Annotated in this window: 22 protein-coding genes and 2 tRNA genes; 10 read left to right on the forward strand and 14 right to left on the reverse strand. The window is 44.2% G+C overall.

The window, feature by feature from the left end:
- Positions 1 to 2: 2 nt before the first annotated feature.
- The 4 genes from ABUE20_RS18670 to dnaQ form a co-directional block, all read right to left on the reverse strand.
- Positions 3 to 76: transfer RNA gene (locus ABUE20_RS18670), tRNA-Asp, on the reverse strand.
- A gap of 31 nt (positions 77 to 107) precedes the next feature.
- A tRNA-Asp gene (locus ABUE20_RS18675) sits at positions 108 to 184 on the reverse strand.
- A 107-nt stretch (positions 185 to 291) separates the two neighbouring features.
- Positions 292 to 1,692: a choice-of-anchor X domain-containing protein gene (locus ABUE20_RS18680; protein WP_408621480.1), complete on the reverse strand. Its 1,401-nt coding sequence runs from the start codon at positions 1,690 to 1,692 to the stop codon at positions 292 to 294.
- 40 nt (positions 1,693 to 1,732) lie between these two features.
- On the reverse strand, positions 1,733 to 2,512 hold the full coding sequence (gene dnaQ / locus ABUE20_RS18685) for a DNA polymerase III subunit epsilon (protein WP_408621481.1): 780 nt from the start codon (positions 2,510 to 2,512) through the stop codon (positions 1,733 to 1,735).
- A 53-nt stretch (positions 2,513 to 2,565) separates the two neighbouring features.
- Between dnaQ and rnhA the strand changes: the two genes are divergently transcribed.
- Positions 2,566 to 3,036, forward strand: a complete 471-nt coding sequence (rnhA, locus tag ABUE20_RS18690) for a ribonuclease HI (RefSeq protein ID WP_408621482.1) — start codon at positions 2,566 to 2,568, stop codon at positions 3,034 to 3,036.
- Here the strand turns inward: rnhA and ABUE20_RS18695 are convergent.
- A complete protein-coding gene (locus tag ABUE20_RS18695) occupies positions 3,025 to 3,735 on the reverse strand; it encodes a class I SAM-dependent methyltransferase (RefSeq protein WP_408621483.1) in 711 nt (236 codons plus the stop codon). The genes rnhA and ABUE20_RS18695 overlap by 12 nt on opposite strands.
- Positions 3,736 to 3,879: 144 nt before the next feature.
- On the opposite strand from ABUE20_RS18695, the gene gloB reads away from it, so the two are divergent.
- On the forward strand, positions 3,880 to 4,650 hold the full coding sequence (gloB, locus tag ABUE20_RS18700; protein WP_408621485.1) for a hydroxyacylglutathione hydrolase: 771 nt from the start codon (positions 3,880 to 3,882) through the stop codon (positions 4,648 to 4,650).
- 67 nt (positions 4,651 to 4,717) lie between these two features.
- The gene (locus tag ABUE20_RS18705; protein WP_408621486.1) at positions 4,718 to 6,340 is read left to right on the forward strand and encodes a lytic transglycosylase; all 1,623 of its coding nucleotides are present in this window, start codon (positions 4,718 to 4,720) and stop codon (positions 6,338 to 6,340) included.
- On the opposite strand, the gene ABUE20_RS18710 is transcribed toward ABUE20_RS18705, so the two are convergent.
- The gene (locus ABUE20_RS18710) at positions 6,321 to 7,178 is read right to left on the reverse strand and encodes an endonuclease/exonuclease/phosphatase family protein (protein ID WP_408621487.1); all 858 of its coding nucleotides are present in this window, start codon (positions 7,176 to 7,178) and stop codon (positions 6,321 to 6,323) included. The genes ABUE20_RS18705 and ABUE20_RS18710 overlap by 20 nt on opposite strands.
- Before the next feature lie 209 nt (positions 7,179 to 7,387).
- On the opposite strand from ABUE20_RS18710, the gene ABUE20_RS18715 reads away from it, so the two are divergent.
- The 6 genes from ABUE20_RS18715 to ABUE20_RS18740 all read left to right on the forward strand — a co-directional run bounded on the left by ABUE20_RS18715 (position 7,388) and on the right by ABUE20_RS18740 (position 14,276).
- Positions 7,388 to 7,936: a YceB family lipoprotein gene (locus ABUE20_RS18715; RefSeq protein ID WP_408621488.1), complete on the forward strand. Its 549-nt coding sequence runs from the start codon at positions 7,388 to 7,390 to the stop codon at positions 7,934 to 7,936.
- Between the two features lie 301 nt (positions 7,937 to 8,237).
- Positions 8,238 to 9,191 carry an ABC transporter substrate-binding protein gene (locus ABUE20_RS18720; protein WP_408621489.1) on the forward strand — a complete coding sequence of 318 codons (954 nt, stop codon included), beginning with the start codon at positions 8,238 to 8,240 and terminating at the stop codon, positions 9,189 to 9,191.
- A 64-nt stretch (positions 9,192 to 9,255) separates the two neighbouring features.
- Positions 9,256 to 10,764, forward strand: coding sequence for a sugar ABC transporter ATP-binding protein (locus ABUE20_RS18725; RefSeq protein ID WP_408621490.1), 1,509 nt, complete (start codon positions 9,256 to 9,258; stop codon positions 10,762 to 10,764).
- Between the two features lie 26 nt (positions 10,765 to 10,790).
- On the forward strand, positions 10,791 to 11,816 hold the full coding sequence (locus ABUE20_RS18730) for an ABC transporter permease (protein WP_408621491.1): 1,026 nt from the start codon (positions 10,791 to 10,793) through the stop codon (positions 11,814 to 11,816).
- Positions 11,806 to 12,777: a galactofuranose ABC transporter, permease protein YjfF gene (gene yjfF / locus ABUE20_RS18735; RefSeq protein WP_408621492.1), complete on the forward strand. Its 972-nt coding sequence runs from the start codon at positions 11,806 to 11,808 to the stop codon at positions 12,775 to 12,777. Before ABUE20_RS18730 ends, yjfF begins: the two co-directional genes overlap by 11 nt.
- Before the next feature lie 284 nt (positions 12,778 to 13,061).
- A complete protein-coding gene (locus ABUE20_RS18740; protein ID WP_408621493.1) occupies positions 13,062 to 14,276 on the forward strand; it encodes a multidrug effflux MFS transporter in 1,215 nt (404 codons plus the stop codon).
- A 223-nt stretch (positions 14,277 to 14,499) separates the two neighbouring features.
- Here the strand turns inward: ABUE20_RS18740 and ABUE20_RS18745 are convergent, their stop codons facing one another.
- From ABUE20_RS18745 to ABUE20_RS18755, 3 genes are all read right to left on the reverse strand, one after another.
- Positions 14,500 to 14,826, reverse strand: a complete 327-nt coding sequence (locus tag ABUE20_RS18745; protein WP_408621494.1) for a carboxymuconolactone decarboxylase family protein — start codon at positions 14,824 to 14,826, stop codon at positions 14,500 to 14,502.
- A gap of 169 nt (positions 14,827 to 14,995) precedes the next feature.
- A complete protein-coding gene (locus ABUE20_RS18750; protein ID WP_408621495.1) occupies positions 14,996 to 15,886 on the reverse strand; it encodes a LysR family transcriptional regulator in 891 nt (296 codons plus the stop codon).
- 145 nt (positions 15,887 to 16,031) lie between these two features.
- On the reverse strand, positions 16,032 to 17,438 hold the full coding sequence (locus ABUE20_RS18755) for an MFS transporter (RefSeq protein WP_408621496.1): 1,407 nt from the start codon (positions 17,436 to 17,438) through the stop codon (positions 16,032 to 16,034).
- Positions 17,439 to 17,546: 108 nt separating this feature from the next.
- Between ABUE20_RS18755 and ABUE20_RS18760 the strand changes: the two genes are divergently transcribed.
- Entirely contained in the window at positions 17,547 to 18,395 is an 849-nt protein-coding gene (locus ABUE20_RS18760; protein ID WP_408621497.1) for a helix-turn-helix transcriptional regulator, read from the forward strand.
- Positions 18,396 to 18,548: 153 nt separating this feature from the next.
- Here ABUE20_RS18760 and ABUE20_RS18765 read toward each other — a convergent pair whose 3' ends face one another.
- The 5 genes from ABUE20_RS18765 to nadA all read right to left on the reverse strand — a co-directional run bounded on the left by ABUE20_RS18765 (position 18,549) and on the right by nadA (position 23,396).
- Positions 18,549 to 19,289: an SDR family NAD(P)-dependent oxidoreductase gene (locus ABUE20_RS18765; protein WP_408621498.1), complete on the reverse strand. Its 741-nt coding sequence runs from the start codon at positions 19,287 to 19,289 to the stop codon at positions 18,549 to 18,551.
- Positions 19,290 to 19,364: 75 nt separating this feature from the next.
- Positions 19,365 to 19,808, reverse strand: a complete 444-nt coding sequence (locus ABUE20_RS18770) for a MarR family winged helix-turn-helix transcriptional regulator (RefSeq protein WP_408621499.1) — start codon at positions 19,806 to 19,808, stop codon at positions 19,365 to 19,367.
- A 369-nt stretch (positions 19,809 to 20,177) separates the two neighbouring features.
- Positions 20,178 to 21,221, reverse strand: a complete 1,044-nt coding sequence (locus ABUE20_RS18775; RefSeq protein WP_408621500.1) for a GMP reductase — start codon at positions 21,219 to 21,221, stop codon at positions 20,178 to 20,180.
- Between the two features lie 178 nt (positions 21,222 to 21,399).
- A complete protein-coding gene (locus ABUE20_RS18780) occupies positions 21,400 to 21,990 on the reverse strand; it encodes a hypothetical protein (RefSeq protein WP_408621501.1) in 591 nt (196 codons plus the stop codon).
- 368 nt (positions 21,991 to 22,358) lie between these two features.
- A complete protein-coding gene (nadA, locus tag ABUE20_RS18785) occupies positions 22,359 to 23,396 on the reverse strand; it encodes a quinolinate synthase NadA (RefSeq protein WP_408621502.1) in 1,038 nt (345 codons plus the stop codon).
- Between the last annotated feature and the right edge of the window lie 174 nt (positions 23,397 to 23,570).

A 23,570-nucleotide genomic window follows, 5' to 3' on the forward strand; every position in this document is an offset into this window, starting at 1 on the left:
GGCGGAGTAGACGGGACTCGAACCCGCGACCCCCGGCGTGACAGGCCGGTATTCTAACCAACTGAACTACCACTCCATCATCGAATTACAACCTTTGGACAAGCAATTGGCGGAGTAGACGGGACTCGAACCCGCGACCCCCGGCGTGACAGGCCGGTATTCTAACCAACTGAACTACCACTCCGCTGTACTGTCCTCAGCTGCGGCGCAGATAATACGTATCTGGGATATCTGAGTCAACAAGGTTTTACCATTTTCCTACAAAAAATGCATCAACCGCTTCATAAATAATCAATTTGGTGCATCATCGCCCTTTTCTTTGGTTAAATCCGGTTGCTCATCCAACCCGGGGACTGCATCGTCAGCAGGTGTCAAAGACGGTTCTTGAGTGGCCGTATCTTTTACCTCTTCAGATTGCCCCGGAGGCAAAGGGCCTGCCTGCATTTCAAGCTCACTGGATGCGGCATTTCTGCTGAGTTCTTCCAGAGCTTTAGCCTTTTCCAAAGCTTGATTAAACGCTTTGCGTTTTTTCAACCAAATATACCCAAAAACGCCTCCGCCCAGCATTAACAGTAGCACAACCCCACCGATAATAACCCACAAAAGAACATGGCTCTTTTCGGGCACAACGACGACTTCAACCGGTTTAACAACCGGAGGCGGTGGAGGCGGTAGAACGACAAACGACTTCGCAGGCATCCGCATCACTAATGGCCGTCCCCCTAATGTAGTTGCATAAGCCATCGCTTGTACCTGATAAGTCCCTTCTTGAGTCGGTGTCGGCAGCTCAAACGTAAGATTAGCTGGGGCATTTTTCGAACGCAGCTCAAAATGTTTTTTCCAGCCTAAATTACTTGAAATTGTCCCATCTAAAACCAGTGAATCAGGCTGTATTTCATCTTTATCCAGTTGCAATTGGATCTTCGCTTTTACATCTTGTCGAGGTGCACTCAAATTAGCCTTAAACGGCTGATGAGACACCAAAATAAGCTGCTGATAACCCCGAGTAAAAACATCATTTTGAGTGGTAACACTCAAACTATATTTGCCTGCCGGAACTTCTAACTCAAGATATCCTGTATAAATACCATCTTCAGGATACCCATCAAATTCTTTACCATCATCACGTAAGACAGCCAACTTAGTATGGGCAAATGCAAAGTTATCTTCATCTGAACTATTGGAACTATTCAAAGTAACATGCAGTAATGTTCCATCCATATAAGGGCCTAATTTTAGCGGCTTTTCTTTGTAAAGCAGACTCGCTTTCAGTGGCAGGCGTTCGCCTGCATACAAATGCAAAGGAAAAGGATCAACCTTCAGATTTACAGAACTTAAAATCTGAACTGCGTTTTGTCCTTCATATTCAACCAAAGCTTGCCAAGGGCCCGGCATTGGGTGATGAATCGTCACAATATCCATTTCATGGGACTCAAACCATTCCACCCCATCGGGCAGATCCCACGGATAAATTTTACTGCCGTCCGGTCTGACCAAAATAGCGGCCGGCGATCCAGGCTTGCGATGCAGCAAAAAAGAAACCTGATCCACTTCGGGGTCGATTCGAAAACGATTATCAATAAGTGGAATATCATGATTTCGATACACATCAGCAATTTGAGCCCAAGCCGGCCCCATCACCAATGAAGCCAACAACACAACCCCAACCCGCCATCGACGACACCAATTCACAGCATATCTCCTTGTCGTTACGATAAAATACCGTAATTCATCAGCTGGATGACGGATCTCGCCATAAACTGGAACAACCGCCTTTTTTCTCAACTAAATCAAGCCGCTCTTCATGTGCTTTTAACTCATCATCCGTAGCACGGACGATACAAAGAGGAGAACGGTTAGCATCCAGCCGCTGAATATAATCATCGGCGCCCAGCCCCTGATCTTCAGCTAAATTTAACCGGCTCTGTCCCCCTGTCATTTTAAGGAACACTTCCGCTAATAATTCCGCATCCAGTAAAGCCCCGTGATAGGTACGAGAACTACTGTCAACGCCATAATAGTCACATAATGAATCCAAGTTTTTCCGAGAAGGTAAAGGTTTTCCAACCACCTGTTGAACTTCCCGACCCCGATATTCACCTCGTCGAGCAACCATCAACGAGTCCGTAACCTCCGACAGCTCTTCTATCTTAGGCACCACACCGGGTAACATTGAAAATTCATGATTTAAGAAGCTCACGTCGAATCCGGCATTATGCGCGACAATTTCAGCCCCCCGGATAAATTCAATGAAATCAGAGGCAATCTCTTCAAATGGCGGTTTATCCGCTAAAAAATCATCGGTAATACCGTGAACTTCAATCGCCTCCGGATCCACCAGCCGATCCGGTTTAATATAAACATGAAACGTTCGCCCTGTCGGCTTTCGCTCCACGACTTCTACACAGCCGATTTCAATCACCCGATGACCTAAATAAACGGGGCCATCATTATTCATCCCGGTGGTTTCTGTATCGAATACCACTAATCGCCGTTCTTGAGTTTGGCTCACACGCTCACCTATGAGAAACTTAAACCATTCAACTTTAGCTATATTAACAAAGCATGACCAAATCAGTGGAATTATTTACCGACGGCTCTTGCCTAGGCAATCCAGGTCCCGGCGGATATGGCGCCCTGTTACAGTGGGGCGATCAATGTAAAGAATTGAGCGAAGGATTTCGCCTCACCACCAATAACCGGATGGAATTATTAGCCACCATTGAAGGACTCAATGCCCTTAAACGCCCTTGTCATGTTATTTTGACCACTGATAGCCAGTATGTCAGACAAGGAATTACCCAATGGATCCACAACTGGAAAAAACGCAACTGGAAAACAGCCAGTAAACAACCGGTGAAGAATGCCGACTTATGGCGAGCCCTTGACGAGGCTGCCAGCCGTCATCAAATCGAATGGCATTGGGTCAAAGGTCACGCCGGGCATCCCCAAAATGAGCGGTGTGATGAACTCGCCCGTACTGCTGCCAGCCAAAATCCATCCAATATTGATGAAGGGTATGAATCAGCTAGTTAGCGGTGTTGCAGATACCGAGCGTTTCACCTGCCATTTCGTCTGAACGGGAGTTAAAGGAATGGTTCGTTTATGCGCAACCATTAAATAAGCCGATGCAAACGGCCGACAATATTGCCGGCCTTGTTGTTCCACCCAGGTCGCAATCGGTTTAGCTCCCGCAAAACTGGTAAAGGCATAACGCTCATCATGAATGACTTCAAACCCTAATAGATGTAACCAGTCTTTGACCCGCATCGGCGTGAACATCCGGCACGCCCACGGGATAATCCGCCGTCGTCCTAAATGCCCTCGGATCCCCATTAAACTCATTGGATTAAAGCCGCTTAAAATAATATACCCATCACTGGTTAAAACCCGCTCTACTTCCCGTAGGATTTGATGAGGATCACTGGCAAAATCCAACGTATGATGGAGTAGACACAGATCAATACAACTTTCTTGGATCGGCAATGCCGTCAATTCGGCAGCAATTCCGGCCGTAATCCCAGGCGGTGCGATATTGACGTGATGACGGATCATGGAATGTCGACAATCCATCTGACAACTCAGATGACCCAATTTCAGAAGATGATAGCCAAAAATACCAGGCAAATGTTGATTCAGGTATTGTTGCTCCTGCTGCATCAACCATTCGCCACCGGAAAAATCCTGCCATTGCAGCGGACTAATGATTTTTTTGCTAATTTTTGCCGGCTTCATCAGTTTCCTTAATATTTTCTGGCATACTAAGATCTAAACATCACTGATTTATTTTCATCCCAACCTAATGCGGTTTGAAAATGTTCATATCAGCATGTCAGGCTCCCTGCCATCAGATCCCGAGAAGAAAGAGGCCATATTCCAATGCAGATTTTGACCGTTCCCGCTTTTAATGATAACTATATCTGGTTACTGTACAACCCCGAACAACATGCCTGTGCCGTCGTCGATCCGGGACAATCACCAGCCGTTCTGGAACGTCTTGAATCATTAAATGCGACACTTCACTACATTATTTTAACGCATCATCACCAAGATCATATCGGTGGTGTTGCAGATTTACTCAGCCATTATCCCAATTGTCAGGTGATCGCCGGCGCAGAAATGCCGCTCCCATTTACGGTCCACACCCCGAAAGAGGGAGAACCATTCGCGCTGGCCGAACTAGGTATCGAATTGACGCTACTCGCTACGCCCGGTCACACCTTAAGTCACGTCATCTATTATGATGGTCAGCACCTTTTTAGCGGCGATACATTATTCAATTGTGGTTGTGGCCGTCTATTTGAAGGCAGTGCACAGCAAATGGTGAGCAGTCTGGATAAAATTGCCAAGCTCCCCGAAACGACCCAGATCTATGCAGCTCACGAATATACTCTCGCTAATTTACAATTCGCCTTAACAGTCGAACCCACCCACAAATCCCTCCAACAATACCACCAGCAGATGACCAAACAACGACAACAGGGATTACCTACCATTCCTTTTGACCTGAAATCTCAACTTCTGTTCAATCCTTTTATGCGTTGTCATGAACCCTCAATTCAAACGGCTATGGAAATTCATCAGCAACAACGACTTTCTGATAGAATTGAGGTATTTCATGCACTCAGAACATGGAAAGATCGTTTCTGACTTGAACAGACTAAAAACTATCCGTACCATAAGCTCCTATTTTTCCCCGGGGATGGCAAAACAATCGATGCGTCTAAAACTGATTAGTCTGATAGTGATCGCTTTAACGGGCTGTCAGACCACATTGGTTCGTCAACAAGATTCGACGGAACCTAACTTACCTCAGGTCAGTCGAGAGACCTCATCGACTGAGGATTCAAATAATTCTGTCGCAGTCGACCAGAATGAAATCGTCGTTCCCACTTCGTTACCCCAAACGACACAAATTCCACCCGCCAAAGCGGTAACGTACCAAAATGTCTGGGTACGCTTGGCTAACCAGATGACCATGGATGTTCCTTTAAATGATCCTCGGGTTCAATCGCAATTAAATTGGTTTCGTCATCATCCAGCCTATTTGGAACGGGTATCTAAACGAGCCACACCTTATATCTACTGGGTCATGACGCAGCTTAAACAACGCGAAATGCCTCTGGAACTGGCATTATTACCCATCGTTGAGAGTGCCTATGATCCTTTTGCTTATTCACATGGACAGGCCTCGGGGATGTGGCAGATCATTCCCGGAACCGCTAAACATCTAGGATTACGTCGCAACTGGTGGTATGACGGACGCCGTGATGTCGCCGCATCAACTGACGCTGCACTCGACTATTTGGAATGGTTAAATAAGTTATTTGATGGTAACTGGTTACACGCTATCGCGGCCTATAATTCCGGACAAGGGCGTGTAATTAATGCCATTCGGGATAATCGCAAACAAGGGCGCCCCGTTGATTTCTGGCATCTGAATCTCCCCCGGGAAACCGAAGCTTATGTGCCTAAATTATTGGCCTTAAGTGAAGTAGTCAAACATCCGCAAAAATACAATATTCAATTACCTAAAATTGATAATGAGCCCTATTTACAACAAGTTAACGTAGGCAGCCAAATCGATTTAGCATTGGCGGCAAAATTAGCGGACATCGATCTAAAAACACTGTATCAACTTAATCCCGGATTCAATCGCTGGGCGACCGATCCAAACGGACCACACCGATTATTACTGCCGGTCGATAAAGCAGACGCCTTTAAACAGTCATTAGCGAATTTACCCCATTCAGAACGCGTGCAATGGCAACGACATAAAGTCGTCGATGGGGACAGTCTGGGTAAAATTGCCAAAAATTACCATACGACCACCCGTATGTTGCGTAACATTAATCACCTTAGCAACAATATGATCCGGATTGGTCAACATCTGATTGTTCCAGTTTCCGCTCGTCAACCCAGTCAGTATATTTTAAGCAAAGCACAACGAATCGCTCGCCTGCAGTCATCCCCTGTTCGCCAGCCTAATCAAATTAAAGTCACTTACACGATTAAAAACGGTGACACGCTTTGGGATATCGGCCAAAAATACCATGTAGACTATCAAAAATTGGCTAAGTGGAATGGCCTTTCACCCAAAGACCAACTGCATAAAGGTCGAAAATTAGTCATTTGGCAGCAGCTAACCGCTAAAAGTGGGGGAATTACCCGCAGTATTGTCTATCAGGTCCATGCCGGCGATTCATTGGCAAGAATTGCCAACAAATTTAATGTCAAAATATCGGATCTGATCAAATGGAATGACCTGAATCGTCACAGCTATCTGCAACCGGGACAAAAACTCAAAGTTTATGTCGATGTCACCCGGCTGAATGTATAATCTTAAAAGTCGCCAGTAGTGCATTATGATCCGAAGCCTGAGTGGCTAAAACTCGACTTCGGATCATCGCTAAATCCCGATAATAAATATGATCCAACGCATGACCGAAAAAACGACTGCGGCGATCATTTTTAAAACTCACCGCCTGTAAACCATGCTGTTTCATCCAGCTATCCAATACGGCTAACCGCCTTTTGCTCCAGGTATTAAAATCTCCGGCGATAATCACCGGTCCGGAATGCTGTGCAATGACCGCAGACATATCCGCTAATTGTTGTAGGTAAGGCGCAATTTGCCATGAGAAATTAATGGAATGCAGGCTGATCACCCATAACTCCTGCTGACTGTCGGCAATCGGATAAACTCCCACCAATAACGATTTAGGTAACCGGATCAAAGGCTCATGCTGGCGACGGCCGCAAACCATCTTGGGTGGAAACTGGGAGGCCAGCTGTACCCCGACCGTTTTATTGCCCATCGAAAAAGCTTCCAGCATAGTTGCGGACCATCCACGCGAACGCCAATAAGCCTGAGTGGTCGACTCCCGGGCTTCCTGTAGGGCCACCACTTCAGCTTTCTTGCTTAATTTTTCTAGCATCGACTGCCAACCCGGATTCTGGGTTTTATAAATATTCCAACTAGCCAACGAAAATTGCTGGGGAAGAGGGACCACCTGCTCCTGAGATAATGTCACCCAATTAGGGCACTTGGCCTGTCGCTGAAAAAGTTGTGTTGTCATAATTTTTGTCTGTCGGGGGACTTCAAACCACGCAGATAAACTCGCACTTATCATGCTAATCAAGGCAAGAGCCCCAATGATCAAAATTCGCTTTGGCATAGATGCTCTTTAAAAATTGAAGTCAACCGCTATTTATCGATTAAATGCCTAATATCTGTTGACCTACTCCATCTCATTTTGTTCAGATAAAATATCTATAAATATGATATCTAAACCATAATATAACCGGTCAGGCTCAACAGTCCCTCATAGCTTTGTTGATGAATCCTGATAAAATCACTGCTTACGATATTTCAGGAATTCTATTTGTGAAAAAAATACTCTTTTTATTCATGCTTGTCCTCCCTTGGCTATCCGCTTGTAGTATGCACTACACCATTAGCGAACAGGATGTTACAGACTATCTGAAAGAGCACACTGACTATCAAAAAACCTATCAGTTAGGTTCCCTTGCCGAGGTAAAAACCGATCTAAGTCAATTAAAAGTAGCGATTGGCCGCGATGACCAGCAGCGTATCCAACTCACAGGAACAATAGACCTTCACCTGAAAAGCTTTATTAAAGATATGGATCTAACCGCCAAAGGCTCTTTTGCTGCCAAACCTATCTATAATGCGCAAGAAGGCGCTGTATACCTTACCGATCTGGATATTAACCTCGATGATATACAACCCGATCAATATGCCATGATCGTGAATCAATTTTTGCCCAAACTCAAATTGTCTCTACAAGCGTACCTACAGACAACCCCTATTTATCAACTGGATAAAAACAAAACTAAAGAAGCCTTTATCAAACGTTTTGCAAAAGATGTACAAGTCCACCCGGGGTCAATTCAGTTGCTTTTTAAACCTTAGTTGAATATCAGCTAAAAACCTACCTAACGGGAGTCCATCGACTCCCGTCGTCCAAGATGCGCCCATTGAACCACTGATTAAAAATTTTCCAAACAGTAAAAAAATCAACTATTTTGTAACAATTTATATATATTTTCGCTAAATAAATGGATTTATTAGTTGTTGTTGTGAAGCAAGATCACTGTCACCTTTCACTTTGATTTTATTACCTATATTCAACACCATCTCTTTGAGATAAACCCTACATGAACACATAACAACATCACCATAAATAGATAGAACATAATCGAGGAATACCGCAATGAATACAAAAGCATTTCTTCGACCTCTTACTACATTACTCACTGCTGGGGCGTTCTTGGTCGCGCCTATGGTGTCAGCGATGACTGTTGGATTCTCTCAAATCGGTTCCGAAAGTGGCTGGCGCACAGCCGAAACTCAATCCATTAAAGCCGAAGCGCAAAAGAGGAACATCACCCTAAAATTTTCTGATGCACAACAAAAACAGGAAAACCAGATCAAAGCACTCCGTTCATTCATTGCTCAGGGTGTCGATGCCATCATTCTGGCTCCAGTGGTCGAAACAGGCTGGGATCAGGTACTACGAGAAGCCAAACGAGCTCGAATCCCAGTTATATTAGTGGATCGAGGCGTTAAAGTAGCCGATCCAAGTTTATACCTCACTAAAGTAGCTTCCGATTTTGTCGAAGAAGGTCGGTTAGCAGGCACCTGGTTAGCGGCTAAAACCAGCGGAAACTGTAAAATCGTCGAGCTGCAGGGAACCGTGGGTTCGAGTGCTGCGATTGACCGTAAAAAAGGCTTTACGGACATTATTGATCTCTTCCCTCGGATGTCGATCATCCGCTCCCAAAGTGGAGATTTTACCCGTAGTGGTGGTAAACAGGTGATGGAAAGCTTCTTAAAAGCAGAAGACGGGGGCAAAAATATATGTGCTGTTTATTCACACAATGATGATATGGCACTAGGTGCGATTCAGGCTATCAAAGAAGCCGGACTCAAACCCAGTAAAGATATCCTGATGATCTCCATTGATGGTGTGCCCGATATTTTCAAAGCCATGATGGATGGTGAAACTAACGCTAGTATCGAACTCAAATCTGATCTTGGTAAACCCGCGTTTGATGCAATTGAAGCCAATGCTAAAGGTGAAAAACTGCCGAAATGGATCAAAACTCAGGGGAATCTATATCTTCCTGATACCGCAAAACAGGAGTATACCCGCCGCCACCATTAAGCATCACGCCATAAAGGGGCTGAAGTCGCCCCTTTAACCACCAAGTGAGACAAGGAGAATTATTGTGTCTGAGCAACCTATTCTTCGTTTGCACGGGATCAGTAAAGAATTTACTGGCATGAGAGCATTATCAGATGTTTCTTTTGATATCTATCCCGGAGAAATTCATGCCTTATTAGGCGAAAACGGTGCGGGGAAATCGACGCTCATTAAAGTCATTACCGGTATTTATCAGCGCGATGCCGGAGAACTTGAGTTAAGTGGTCAAAAATACTCCCCACTCTCCTCTTCTGATGCCCAACAGCATGGTGTCAGTACTGTTTATCAGGAAGTAAATCTCATTCCGACGATGTCGGTGGCCGCTAATTTATTTCTGGAACGTCAGCCTAAAAAATGGGGATTCGTCGATTGGCGAAAAATCCATCAGCAATCGATTGAACTCTTAAAAACCATGAAGCTGGATCTGGATGTTGAAAAACCTTTAGGCTCCTATTCCATCGCCATCCAACAGCTCATTGCCATTGCCCGGGCTCTGGCCATTGATGCGAAGTTACTCATTTTAGATGAGCCGACCGCTAGTCTGGATTCACACGAAGTCGCCATTTTATTCGACGTGATGCGTGATTTAAAAGATCGAGGCATTGCCGTGGTATTTGTGACGCATTTTTTAGAGCAAGTTTATCAAGTTTGTGACCGAATCACCGTACTACGTAATGGTGAACATGTCGAAACCCGAGCTATTGAACATCTGCCACAGATGGAGCTGGTTTCGCTCATGTTAGGAAAATCCTTTACGCCAGCAGAGAGCCATTCCGTTTCAACCCCCCCTCATCAAGAACAACGAAACTTTGAACCTCTTTTAGAAGTGAAAGGCATTGGAAAAAAACGGTTGATCGATCCTATCGATATGACGGTAGGCAAAGGCGAAGTATTGGGATTAGCCGGGCTATTGGGTTCAGGCCGTAGTGAAACCATTCGCCTCATTTTTGGTGCGATCAAAGCTGATAGTGGGCAACTGACGTTCAATGGTAGCCCCTGCCACATTCGCTCCCCCCGCAAAGCGATCCGCTTAGGCTTAGGTTTTTGCCCAGAAGATCGACGCCATGATGGACTAATTGGTGAATTATCCATTCGGGAAAATATGATCCTGGCACTACAGGCGAAGCGAGGTTGGCTACGACCGATTCGTGAAAGTGAACAACATCGCTTAGCCAATGAGATGATCAAAGCGCTCGCTATTGCAACGCCGGATGCGGAAAAACCGGTCAATCAACTCAGCGGAGGTAATCAGCAAAAAGTGATTTTAGCGCGTTGGCTCATCGCCAATCCTCAACTGCTTATTCTGGATGAACCCACCCGAGGAATTGACGTCGGTGCGCACGCCGAAATCGTATCGCTCATCCGGCGCTTATGTGAACAACAGCAGATGTCTCTGATTGTGGTTTCTTCCGAACTGGATGAAGTCGTCAACATCAGTGATGAGATTTTAGTGCTGAGAGATAGACATAAAGCCGCTCTTCTTCAAGGAGAGAATGTCACTCAAGAACACATTATTGAGGCGATTGCATCATGATCCATTTATTTGACCAAGGCAAACACATGGTAAATTCTGATAAACCCAATGCCCATGTCCATCACAGTGATATATGGCGCAAGGCTACGTTACCCATTACGGCCTTGATCCTCATCATGATTGTCAATGCCATGATCTCGCCAAATTTTTTTACAGTATCGATTGTTGAAGGACATCTTTACGGCAGTTTAATTGATATCGTCCATCGGGGATCACCATTGATCATTATGTCGGTGGGCATGTCTCTCGTCATTGCTACCGGAGGTATTGATCTGTCTGTCGGCGCCGTGGTTGCCATTGCCGGAGCCGTCATGGCCGTTCTGATTGATCACAACTACCCGGGATGGCTGATCATTCTGGCAACACTGGCGACGGGGGCGCTATGTGGGTTATGGAATGGCATTTTAGTCGCCTATCTTAAAATTCAGCCCATTATCGCGACCTTGATCCTGATGGTGGCTGGCCGAGGGATCGCCCAGATGATCACCAGCGGACAAATCGTCACCTTTCATAGCGAACTTTTCAGTCAATTAGGCGATGGATACTGGTTTGGATTACCAATTCGGGTCATCTTCATATTACTGGCGGTAGTGATCCTAGCTTTAGTCATCCGGCGCAGTGCACTGGGTTTATTCATTGAGTCAGTCGGAGGTAATACGGAAGCCAGCCGGCTAGCGGGTATCGACAGCCGCAGCATCCTCATTGGTGTATATATGCTCTCCGGATTATGTGCCGGCTTTGCAGGAATGATCATTACCGCCGATATCAGCGGTGCCGATGCAAACAATGCCGGATTATGGATGGAGATGGATGCCATCTTAGCCGTCGTTATTGGTGGGGCATCGTTAGCCGGAGGCCGCTTTTATCTTGGACTGACGCTACTCGGTGCGCTCGTCATTCAAAGCCTGACTATTTCAATTCTGGTGAGTGGTCTGCCGGCCCAGTTTACGCTGGTCGTCAAAGCCATTGTGATCGTGTTAATTCTGCTGATCCAATCTCCCCAGATGAAGCAAAAAATTTTAGCAAAATGGAGGAATCGCCATGCACATTGAAAAATGGATCTCCGTTCTGGCAACACTCGCGGTACTCATACTCCTGTATGGATTTGGGGCTGTCGAATATCCACACTTTGCATCAACGCTCGTGCTAGGAAATCTACTCACCGATAATGCATTCGTCATTATAGCCGGTGTCGGAATGACCCTAGTCATTCTCACCGGGGGCATTGATCTATCCGTCGGCTCGATGATCGCATTCGTCGGTGTGCTCACTGCAACTTTAGTCACGCAATACCACTGGCATCCGCTATACGCCATCATCTTGGCTTTGATGGTGAGTACGGCAGTTGGCGGATTGATGGGATATCTCATCGATGCCTTTGATTTACAACCCTTTATTATCACTCTAGCCGGTATGTTCTTTCTACGGGGCCTGGCATTTGTGATTAATTTACAATCGGTACCGATCTCCCATCCATTTGTCAGTGCCATCTCAGAGTTTGCAATTCCATTGCCCGGACGAGGGTGGCTCACGTCATCAGCCATCGCTATGTTAATCGTACTCGCACTCGGAATTTATCTTGCGCATTACACTCGATTTGGTAATAACGTCTACGCTATCGGCGGTGATCGAGCTTCAGCTGAACTGCTAGGGGTTCCTATCCGCAAAACGCTTGTGAGTGTTTATGCCTTCTCTGGATTTACCAGTGGCATGGCCGGAATCGTCTATACGTTTTACACTTCATCGGGATATCCGCTGGCAGCCATGGGAGTTGAACTCGATGTCATCGCTTCTGTTGTCATTGGGGGAACACTACTCACTGGGGGCGTCGGTTTTGTAATTGGGACATTACTAGGCGGCCTGATCCAAGGGGTGATTCAAACGATTATCGTATTTGACGGGACGCTTAATAGTTGGTGGACCAAAATGGTGATTGGATTCTTGCTATTCATTTTTATCGTTCTACAACGGCTTTTAACCCGATCTTTCGGCGTTGCCGAAAAACCAGCCTGACCGAGATGAGGGCGATCGTGGTCACTATTTCATAGACCACGATCCATATCAGCCCAAGTTATTTCATGGCAGATTGATGAATCCGATGCATTGGATCAAATTCACTTGCAATGACTAATTTAAGCGAATTTCTGCTACTATACGCCTCGCCGCAACAACCCAAAATAATGATGGCTGCTATCACTCCAAATCAATTATTCCTCAATACTTTGATGAAGCGGCAAGCTAAATATGATACGTAATCACTTGAGTACACTTGCCCAACCACCCCTGAGTCATGATTGATGAATAAAGCATCCAAGCAAACGAATTCCCAAATATCTACGGATACCCCTACCGGATTTCTATTCCTTGCAATATTAGGGGCATTGATGGCTTTTACTTCGCTATCAACCGATATCTATCTCCCCGCGATGCCGCAAATGTCACAAGAACTCGGCGGTGATGCAGCACTAACAATTACAGGTTTTTTGATCGGATTTGCAATAGCTCAACTGATCTGGGGACCTATCAGTGACCGTATTGGTCGAAAAATTCCACTCTTTCTAGGAATGTTGTTTTTTACTATCGGCTCTACCGGATGCGCACTTTCTCACAATATCGAACAAATTATTTTCTGGCGTGTATTTCAAGCCATCGGTTCTTGTGTCGGTCCCATGTTGGCCCGGGCTATGATCCGAGATTTATTTGCCCGAACACAAGCGGCACAAATGCTCTCCACACTGATGATCATCATGGCAATGGCCCCTATTGCAGGCCCCCTCTTAGGTGGACAAATCATAAGATTCAGTAGCTGGCATAGTATTTTCTGGCTTTTAGTCATCATCGGTATTCTGATGTTCTTTGCGTTATTGCTACTTCCAGAGACTCTGCCGAAGCAACGTCGTTCCCAAACTTCATTACTGATTGCATTTAAAAACTACTACCGGCTGCTTGGCGATCTGAAATTTATGAGCTACACACTTTGTATTACTTTTTACTACATTGCAGCTTATGCTTTTATTACCGGCTCGCCTTCGGTCTATATCTCTTATTTTGGCATCGACTCGCAGCATTATGGCTGGCTATTCGCCGTCAATATTGTGGGCGTTATCGGTATGAGTTTTGTAAACAAACGACTTGTCAAACGGTTTACCCTCGACCGGATTTTGCATATCGCGATTATTATTGCCGCTATTGCAACGACGGTGCTTGCAATAGCAACAAAATTAGAAATAGGTGGCGTTGCCATTATTATCATCACCATCTTCGGTTTCTTTGCAATGAACGGTATTTTATCGGCCACCACCACAGCGGCCGCGCTAGACGAAGTCCCTGAAATAGCCGGTTCAGCCTCAGCGCTCATCGGTTCTTTACAGTATGGTAGCGGCATCATCTCATCATTATTACTGACATTCTTCAATGATGGGACACCGTGGACAATGGGCTGGATTATGTGTTTATTCACTTTAGCGAGCTGTGGTGCTGCATTTATGAAAATACGCAAGCCGCGGTATTAAGAGCTACAGACAAAAAAATCCCAGCAACAGACTGGGATTTTTATTATGGCCTAAATTAAATTTCATATTGCTTAATCATATGCGTTAAGCAGAATATTGATGCTCATTCAATAATAGATAGATTACCAGAACCTAAACCCACTTGATATTCATCAGCGCTATCTCAAAATTTAATCTACGAATAGGCCATAATTGACCATTGGTTAGATCATTTATTTAAAAATTACAAACCCAATTCTTCAAACACTTTCTGCGCAATAGGCAATGCTGTATTAGCGGTTGGCCATCCAGAGTAAAAGGCCAGATGCGTAATCACAGCAACAATCTCATCTTTACTACAGCCGTTTTCAATGGCTTTTTTCAGGTGGAAAGGCAATTCATTGACGCGATACAGCGAGATCAACGAAGAGATAGTGATCAGACTTTTTTCTTTCGCTGTTAATGTTGGATCTTCCCACACTTGACCAAACAAGACATCGTCTGAATATTGAGCTAATTTGGGAGCGATATGGCCAAAAGCTTTTTGTGCTGCACTCGGTTTATCCGCCATAATAAATTCCTCTTATAGTTTGATTGCATCAATTGTATTGACGAGTTGTACAAGAATACAAAGATAGACGAAACTCATAAATCCCTTTAATCAGTATAACTTCATGAAACAATTTCATAAGTTAAAGCGGTTACTGGGGTAATTAATGAATAATTAGATCTAACCGCCTCTATGGGTGATAACGAAGTGCATCCAAAAAAATCTGAAATGCAGGAGAAGCCAGCCGACGGTTTGGATAATATAAATAAAACCCCTCAAATGGTGGACACCAGTCCTCCAAAACCCGGACTAACTGCCCTGCTTCAACATAGCGTAAAATTTCAGCCTCCGGAACATAACAGACGCCTAACCCTTCAAGCGCTGCATCAATGCGGCTTTCAGCACTTTCAATAACAATCTGTCCCTGAACCCGTACGGCTAACTCTTTTCCCTCTTTTTCAAACTCCCAGGCATACAATCCCCCCCGGGTGGGCAAACGAAAATTAATACAATTATGAGCCATCAACTCATGCGGTGTCTCAGGGGAACCATTGCGTTGCCAATAATCAGGATGGGCCACAACAGCCATTCGCATCGTTGGTGAAATCGGAACAGCAATCATATCCTGTTCCAGACTTTCGCCTAAACGGATACCCGCATCAAAACGTTCAGAAACAATATCAATAAAACCATAATTAATATCAACTTCAACTTTAATCTCTGGATACCTAGCGACAAGCTCTTTGACTTTAGGCCATAAAATGGATCTCGCTGAATAATCATCAGCGGTTACCCGAATCGTCCCCGCCGGGGATAACTTAAATAAATTAACAGCCTCTAGTTCGTAATCAATTTCAGCAAACTTAGGTGCAATGGTTTGTAACAGATATTGTCCGGCTTCAGTAGGTGAGACACTCCGGGTCGTCCGGTTCAGTAACCGAACATTCATTCTCGATTCAAGCCCCCGAATGGTATGACTTAAAGCCGACTGGGAGACCCCTATCTGAGCGGCGGCTTTGGTAAAACTCCCCTGCTGAGCCACAGAGATAAAAGCAATTAAATCATTATAATTTTTATTCATAGACTCTAAATTAGATAGCGGTTGAATAATTGATCATAAACCCATAAATCGTGTCAATCTCGGAGAAAACTATCAGACCGCAAACCATCGCTTACGGTCAATGAATGATACCCAACAGCCTCCGGACCAACTTTTCTTTAAAACACTAATTGCGAACCATCTGTCGTCTTTCACTGTTCATAAAGACCCACGATCCGATCAACAAAACCCAAAGCACTAACAGTAAAAGCGTGATCACAAGTGCTTCAGTATAATTAATTTTTACAAGGAAATATCCATATAATGCACCGGCAAAGGCTGTCCCTAGTGCAAAACAGCCCTGCTGAATCGTATTCAGCATCGCACTGGCAGAACTCGCATAGTGTACCGGCAATCCCGATAACGTAATCCGTATCCCTGAAGTGATCATCCAAGCATTCCCAAAACCAACCAGTCCAGCGCCAGGAATTAAAAACCAAATCGAACGCGAATGAAGTTCTCCCATATGCATGATCATCAGCATTGTCATGATAAAACCAAGCCCCGAAATACCAGCGCCAGCCATGAACATCCGATAATGGCCCCACTTCATCGACACCGATTTACTACACCATGATCCGGCAAAAAATAACAATCCCAGAGCCATAAAAATATGACCTGATTCTAATGGGCTCAACAAGAGTTCATTCTGAATACAAAGCGCCGTAACAAATAAAAAACCTGAATAAGTAAAGGTAACGGCCACATACCCGGCAAATCCCACACCAACAAATCGAAATCTGAATAAAGAAGGGAGTAATAACGGAGAACGTCCCTGCTGTTCTTTAACTTTTTCTAATTTCCAGAACCCAACAGTCAGCGGAATGATCAAAAGCGCCAACCAACGAATCTGACTATTAATATTGCCTAATGCCACGGGCAGCAGTAAACATAGCAGGATAAGCGCAAATAAGCTCATACCGACATAATCCATAAATGGTTTCTTTTCAGCCCGACTCTCAGGGATCACCACAGCCCCGACCACGAGAATGATTAGGCAAGCCGGAATATTAATAAAAAATGCAACGCGCCACCCCAAACCAAATAAATCAGCCGTAACCAACCAGCCGCCTAAACACTGGCCTATTGCGACTGAAAGCCCTGCCACACAAGAATAAATTCCAACAGCCCGACTATGTCGTTCACCCGTTAACAACGCATGAATCGTCGCCAAAATCTGAGGCATTAATAATGCTCCGGAAAGTCCTTGCAAACTTCGGCCCACTAACATCGTAACCAAATGATGTGATAAACCACAAATAGCCGATGCGATACAAAAACCGACCATTCCGATCAGAAATAATCGTTTCCGGCCATAACGATCGCCCAGTCGGGCCCCGGTTGCCATAAGTGACGCGAAACTTAATGCATACAAAGACACAACCAAAACTAGCCCTATCTCATGGGTATGTAAGGATTCTCCCATTGTTTTTAACGCCACATTAACCACTGAAAAATCTATCTGAGGCAATAGTTGCCCGGCAACTAGTAAATATAATGCCCCATTGGATAATGACTTATAATCACCCGCCATAACGACCTTCTTCTTGGATTTAATAGATACAGAGCGGTATATTATGGAGGGATATAGCCTCGTACAAGAAACCAGTTAGACGGGTATAAATTCTATCAGGGTCAATCAATGGATAATCAAAATCTGTATTTATTAGGTGATTTTTTGCGCCGGAAACGGGAAAGCCTAGCTCCCGAATTAGTCGGAATTGTAAAACCTGTTCGTTCCAGAACCCCCGGGTTAAGACGCGAAGATGTCGCTGATCGCGCCGGAATCAGTGCCGTATGGTATAGCAAGATAGAACGAGGAAAAATCTCGGGGATTTCCAGACAAACGTTAGCCACCATCGCTGATGCATTGTTGTTAACCACGTCAGAGAAACAATATCTCTATAAATTAGCCATCAATGACAATCTTCCAATCGATCGCCAATGCAGACATATTTCGACCGAAAGCCGTCGTTTACTAGACTTACTTAATCCATTGCCAGCCATGTTCCTCAACGACTATTTTGACATTATTGCGTGCAATCAAGCCTATCAATTGATGTGTGGTGTGAACATTAATGCGCTTATAACCGATGAACGCAACTATGTACTCCTCAGTTTATTCAATCCTGAATGGCAAAAGTTTATGGATATTGAGGCCCCATCGTCCCAAAAAAAACATATCATGAAAATAGCGGGTTGTTTACGAAACTCCAGTGCCTCCAGACCTCATGATCCCATCTTGGCTTCCCGGATCCAGACATTTTGCGAGCGATCCGATCTTTTTAAAACATGCTGGGAAAAGAATCATATTCAACCGCTACAGCAACAAGAATTTACCTACAATCATCAGACTTTAGGATCCATGACATTTAAAAAACAAATCTGGTGGAATTTTAACGGTGATAGCAGTGCTCGACTCAATGTTTATCATCCTCAAGACCATGATGCATTGCTGCAATTAACGGCCCTCTATCAGGCATCAGCATGATGCCATACAAACAGCTTATGGATGACAACTCTGCAAAAAGCCGAGCTTAAAATAGGCTCGGCTTTCAGGACGATAACGGGGACTGCTGCTTTTAAACGAAGCCAAACATTCCCCATACGCCATGCTTGTTTATCTATCTTTTTATAAACCTGCTTACTGCATATAAGCCCCACCACAAACAGGATTATAGGTACCTGTAATATGGGAACTTTCTTTAGAGACTAAATAACGAACGGTATTCGCTACATCTTCAGGTTTCGCCACACGTTGGGTCGGTGTAAACGCACGGATCATTTCTTTAAACTCCGCAGGCGCATCTTTTGTCGCATCAGTTTCAACAAGACTAGGAGCTACAATATTAGAGGTAATGCCGAAAGGACCCAATTCTTGTGCTAGGTATTTATTAAAACTATCTAACGCCCCCTTGGCTGAACCATGCGCAATGAAATTCGCGGCCGGACTTTCAGACAATGTACTAGAAATAAACACCAAACGGCCGTATTGCTTCTCTTTCATACTTTTTGCCGCAACTTGAGCTACTTGATAAGCTGCATGCATCTCATCATTTAATTTTTGAGCAAACTCACTCCAGCTTTGTTCTAGAAACGGTTTAGCTGTAAAATTCATATTGGCATTAGAGACCAATACATCAACGCCACCATATTGTTGAACTTGATCAAACATGGCTTCGATTGCATGATCATCACGAACATCTGCTTTGATGGTGTATGCTTCCCCCCCTTCATTGCGAATATCTTCTGCCAATTGTTCAGCAACTGCCGTGCTATTTACGTAATTGATAAATACACGAAATCCATCTTTCGCTAAAGCTTTTGCAGTCGCAGCACCAATACCACGCGCACCACCAGTAATAAGTGCATTACATTTTGTCATGTTCTTTCCTCTTAAATAACAACGAGTTGCTTTGGTTATTACAGCGAATAGCAGACTGTATTCACATGAATTCTGTTAATTGAATTGCCTTAATTTATGGATCACCTGCAGCAAGGCCTCTTGGCTGCGCTGTAAAGAGTCGTTATCGACATCTTGCTGAACATCCCTCAACACCTCCTCGGCGATCACCGAGCATTGCGCTACAATATCCAAGGCTTTTTGAGTCAAACTCACTAATTTTTGCCGACTATCGATAACTGAGCGCTGACGAACTATCCATCCCCGCTTTTCCATTCCATCAATAGAGCGGCTCACGCTCGATTTTTCTAAATATAGTAATTCACTGATCTGGTTTTGAGTCATCGGTTCACTATTTTTCAAAACCAAAATGACGCCCCATTGTTCGGCCGTCATATCAATACCAATTTGTTTGAACCGCTGAGTCAACAGCCGGTTAAATAGCCGGCTGGCAAGTCCCGTTAAATACCCCAATGAAAGTTGGTGATTATCAATATCCACGCAAAATCTCAAAAACGCCTCATAAATAGTTGTATACACAACTACATGTTCAACTGTCAACAAAAATATCTCATATCATTTACATCTAATTGAACCAACAAAGAAAAATTAATCGGAATTAGAGCATATGTTGGCACTCATTCACGATCAAAATGAACAAGACACTATTCGTTGCAGATAAAGCGCAGGGATTGACGATCTCAACTCTAATCAACAGAAGATAGCGGCCCTCTTCATTGAAAATAGTCAAAGCTCATAACAAGGGAGGGATGATGATAACTGTCTCTTTTAATCTATTTCAGAATAAAATAGTGCAAGAGACAGCTTCAGACAATGTGCATGTCATGCATCATCTTTCATTCAGGTCAGTTAGATCTGCCCGAATACCGTATTCTCCTGTTCCGCAACACGCACAAATGTGGTCCGTTTGGTTAATTCTTTCAATTTACTAGCACCAACATAGGTACATGCGGAACGAACCCCACCAAGAATATCCTGTACTGTACCTTCGACACTACCCCGAAAAGGGAGTTCCACAGTCTTACCTTCTGCCGCTCGGTATCCGGCCACACCGCCGGCATGCTTGTCCATGGCACTTTGAGAACTCATACCATAAAAGCGCATCCACTGCTGACCATCTTTTTCAAATACTTGGCCGCCAGTTTCTTCATGAGCAGCCAGCATGCCACCAAGCATGACGAAATCCGCTCCGCCACCAAAGGCTTTGGCGATATCGCCCGGGCAGGTACATCCACCATCGGCAATGATCTGTCCGCCTAATCCATGAGCTGCATCGGCACATTCAATAATGGCTGACAACTGAGGATAACCTACTCCGGTTTTAACGCGGGTCGTACAAACGCTCCCCGGACCAATCCCAACTTTGATAATATCGGCCCCACTGATAATCAACTCTTCAGCCATTTCACCGGTCACAACATTTCCGGCAACCACAACATGTTTTGGAAAATACTTCCGAACTTTAGCTACATAATTAACAAAGTGCTCAGAATAGCCATTGGCGACATCAATACAGATAAATAAAAGCTCAGATGATAACGCTAGGATCTCTTGTAACTTTTTAAAATCATGATCACTGGTCCCGGAGCTAACCATCAAATAACGGTGCTGCTCAACAGGCAATTCTGCTAAAAATGCTTTCCAATCATCCTGTTCATAATGCTTGTGTACAGCGGTCATCATCCGGTGAGCAGCTAACGCTTTAGCCATCCCAAAGGTTCCAACCGTATCCATATTGGCTGCAATAATTGGTACACCAGACCATTGACTTTGTTTATTTTTGAAAGTAAAATCTCTAGTCACTTCAACTTGAGATCGGCTCTTCAGGGTTGAACGTTTCGGTCGAATCAAAACATCTTTAAATCCTAACTTCAGATCTGATTCTATACGCATATTTTCTTTCTCACTTTTTCAGCACACAAACCGAACGAGTATAACGGAATTTTTTCTGTTTTACAGTACTCTATTGATCTATTTTGAGGGGAGCATTATGCAGTTACGATTCATTTTAGCTAAGCATCCTTGCTTAGACTATTTGATAACTGACGCATAAAAACGTAGACACAAACGGTTATTTTGAAAGCGAATGGATAAAGACCACAAACACGCGCAACTTGCTACCGATATAAATTTGTAATAATTGTCCCGGCGTTAACAATTGAGGTTGATAGAGGTAGGTCAACCGGTACAGATTAAAACGAGCCACAGCTTTAGAAATGAGCCAATCTGGACGCCAACGATGCCGTCGGATCGTCACCCTTTCGAAATCGACAAGCCCGACATGATCCTGCTCATCCACGACCACATCTCGAATAGGCATCGAATGTCGAGCAATGCCAACATCCAGCATGTCCTCTACAATCACAGCGAGATCCTTTAAATTTTTTTCATTTAAAAATTTAGCAGAATGCCCTGGTAAGCGAGACATCTCCAGTGTATGGGTTTGGTCATCGCTTTCATATAAAAAAGGAACACCTTTTGTATTTCTTAATAAGGTCAGTGCTTTTTTTTCAATACGATACCGTCGGGAAGTACTTTTAGAGGCCGATTTGAAATGCTTTGTCACTCGTTCTTCACCCAGTGTCAGTAACATTTTATGCGTGTTATATACCCCATCCACGACCTTACGATGAACGGCATGTTGAGAAATCTGAATTTTCATATCGTGATCATCCTAGACAACATTATTTCTACATTCAGAAATAAACAGTAATGATAATTATTTATATATTAAGAGAGACATACTTTTCTCAGACCAATGGATTATAAAAATATGTAATCATTCAAAAAAGAAAAGCTACCGGGCCACCGATACTGAGTCCACAACCAAAGTTACATTGACTCAGCATCATCTATTTACTTATCAACCAGTCCCGTATAGTTATGATGCCTTCCAGGGCGAAAAGATCGAAGCATAGAATGGATACAACTTACTGTACTAGTGTACATTTTTCTGAGTTCTATTCATAGTTATATAAAATAAAAGCCAGACAACACATCTGACTTTTACCCTTATCTTACCTAAAATGATTATCGTCGACTAGCTGCGAAATCTAGCATCCGATTGAGTGGGATCATAGCTTTTTCCCGAATGGCAGCATCAACAAATATTTCATGCCCCTGATACTCATCCAACACCGAATTAATTGCTAACAAACCGTTCATCGCCATCCACGGGCAATGCGCACAGCTTCGGCAAGTTGCCCCATGCCCCCCTGTAGGAGCAATAATCATCTCTTTGTCAGGACACGCCTGTTGCATTTTATAAAAGATACCTCGATCAGTGGCCACTATCAGTTGCTGATTAGGTAATGTCTGAGCCGCTTTAATCAATTGACTTGTAGAGCCTACGGCATCCGCTTGTGCCACTACGGAACGAGGTGACTCAGGGTGAACCAACACCGCCGCATCAGGGTACTGTTTTTTCAACTCGGCTAAAGCTCGATGTTTAAATTCATCATGAACGATACATTCCCCTTGCCAAAGCACCATATCCGCACCGGTTTGCTGTTGCACATAACTACCAAGATGACGATCAGGGGCCCACAAAATAGACTCTCCTTGACTATCCAGATAATCAATAACATCAACGGCAATGCTTGAGGTCACCACCCAATCTGCACGGGCTTTTACCGCCGCCGAAGTATTGGCATAAACAACAACCGTGCGCTCGGGATGTTCATCACAGAACTGGCTAAAAGACTCAATAGGGCATCCTAAATCTAGAGAACAAGTTGCCTCTAAAGTCGGCATTACCACTCGTTTCTCTGGCGTGAGTATTTTAGCCGTTTCCCCCATAAATCGAACACCACAAACCACTAATGTGTCTGATGGATGCTGTTTACCAAAACGAGCCATTTCCAGTGAGTCCCCAACAAAACCACCCGTTTCTTCGGCAAGTTGCTGGATCATCGGGTCACAATAATAATGGGCAACTAAAACGGCATTCTGTTGCACTAATTTTTCACGGATCAACGCTTTATAGTGAGTTTGTTCTATTTCACTAAGCACAGCAGGCTTTGGGGGAAAAGGATAAATATCCGTATTGACCGAATTAATAGCAGGCATAATCATTCATTGTATTGACAAAAACTTCGGATATTATACACCTGACATGGGATAAAAGCGAAACAGCCTAGTGAACAAGAAACAATCGAGTGGGGAAAATGGTGGGTCGTGCAAGATTCGAACTTGCGACCAATTGATTAAAAGTCAACTGCTCTACCAACTGAGCTAACGACC

This window comes from Celerinatantimonas marina, assembly GCF_046054165.1.
GTDB lineage: Bacteria > Pseudomonadota > Gammaproteobacteria > Enterobacterales > Celerinatantimonadaceae > Celerinatantimonas.

Coding starts and splice junctions, on each gene's coding strand:
- rnhA (WP_408621482.1), top strand. CDS start 2,566: ATGACCAAATCAGTGGAATTATTTACCGACGGCTCTTGCCTAGGCAAT.
- ABUE20_RS18695 (WP_408621483.1), bottom strand. CDS start 3,735: ATGAAGCCGGCAAAAATTAGCAAAAAAATCATTAGTCCGCTGCAATGG.
- gloB (WP_408621485.1), top strand. CDS start 3,880: ATGCAGATTTTGACCGTTCCCGCTTTTAATGATAACTATATCTGGTTA.
- ABUE20_RS18705 (WP_408621486.1), top strand. CDS start 4,718: ATGCGTCTAAAACTGATTAGTCTGATAGTGATCGCTTTAACGGGCTGT.
- ABUE20_RS18710 (WP_408621487.1), bottom strand. CDS start 7,178: ATGCCAAAGCGAATTTTGATCATTGGGGCTCTTGCCTTGATTAGCATG.
- ABUE20_RS18720 (WP_408621489.1), top strand. CDS start 8,238: ATGAATACAAAAGCATTTCTTCGACCTCTTACTACATTACTCACTGCT.
- ABUE20_RS18730 (WP_408621491.1), top strand. CDS start 10,791: ATGGTAAATTCTGATAAACCCAATGCCCATGTCCATCACAGTGATATA.
- yjfF (WP_408621492.1), top strand. CDS start 11,806: ATGCACATTGAAAAATGGATCTCCGTTCTGGCAACACTCGCGGTACTC.
- ABUE20_RS18740 (WP_408621493.1), top strand. CDS start 13,062: ATGAATAAAGCATCCAAGCAAACGAATTCCCAAATATCTACGGATACC.
- ABUE20_RS18745 (WP_408621494.1), bottom strand. CDS start 14,826: ATGGCGGATAAACCGAGTGCAGCACAAAAAGCTTTTGGCCATATCGCT.
- ABUE20_RS18750 (WP_408621495.1), bottom strand. CDS start 15,886: ATGAATAAAAATTATAATGATTTAATTGCTTTTATCTCTGTGGCTCAG.
- ABUE20_RS18755 (WP_408621496.1), bottom strand. CDS start 17,438: ATGGCGGGTGATTATAAGTCATTATCCAATGGGGCATTATATTTACTA.
- ABUE20_RS18760 (WP_408621497.1), top strand. CDS start 17,547: ATGGATAATCAAAATCTGTATTTATTAGGTGATTTTTTGCGCCGGAAA.
- ABUE20_RS18765 (WP_408621498.1), bottom strand. CDS start 19,289: ATGACAAAATGTAATGCACTTATTACTGGTGGTGCGCGTGGTATTGGT.
- ABUE20_RS18775 (WP_408621500.1), bottom strand. CDS start 21,221: ATGCGTATAGAATCAGATCTGAAGTTAGGATTTAAAGATGTTTTGATT.
- ABUE20_RS18780 (WP_408621501.1), bottom strand. CDS start 21,990: ATGAAAATTCAGATTTCTCAACATGCCGTTCATCGTAAGGTCGTGGAT.
- nadA (WP_408621502.1), bottom strand. CDS start 23,396: ATGCCTGCTATTAATTCGGTCAATACGGATATTTATCCTTTTCCCCCA.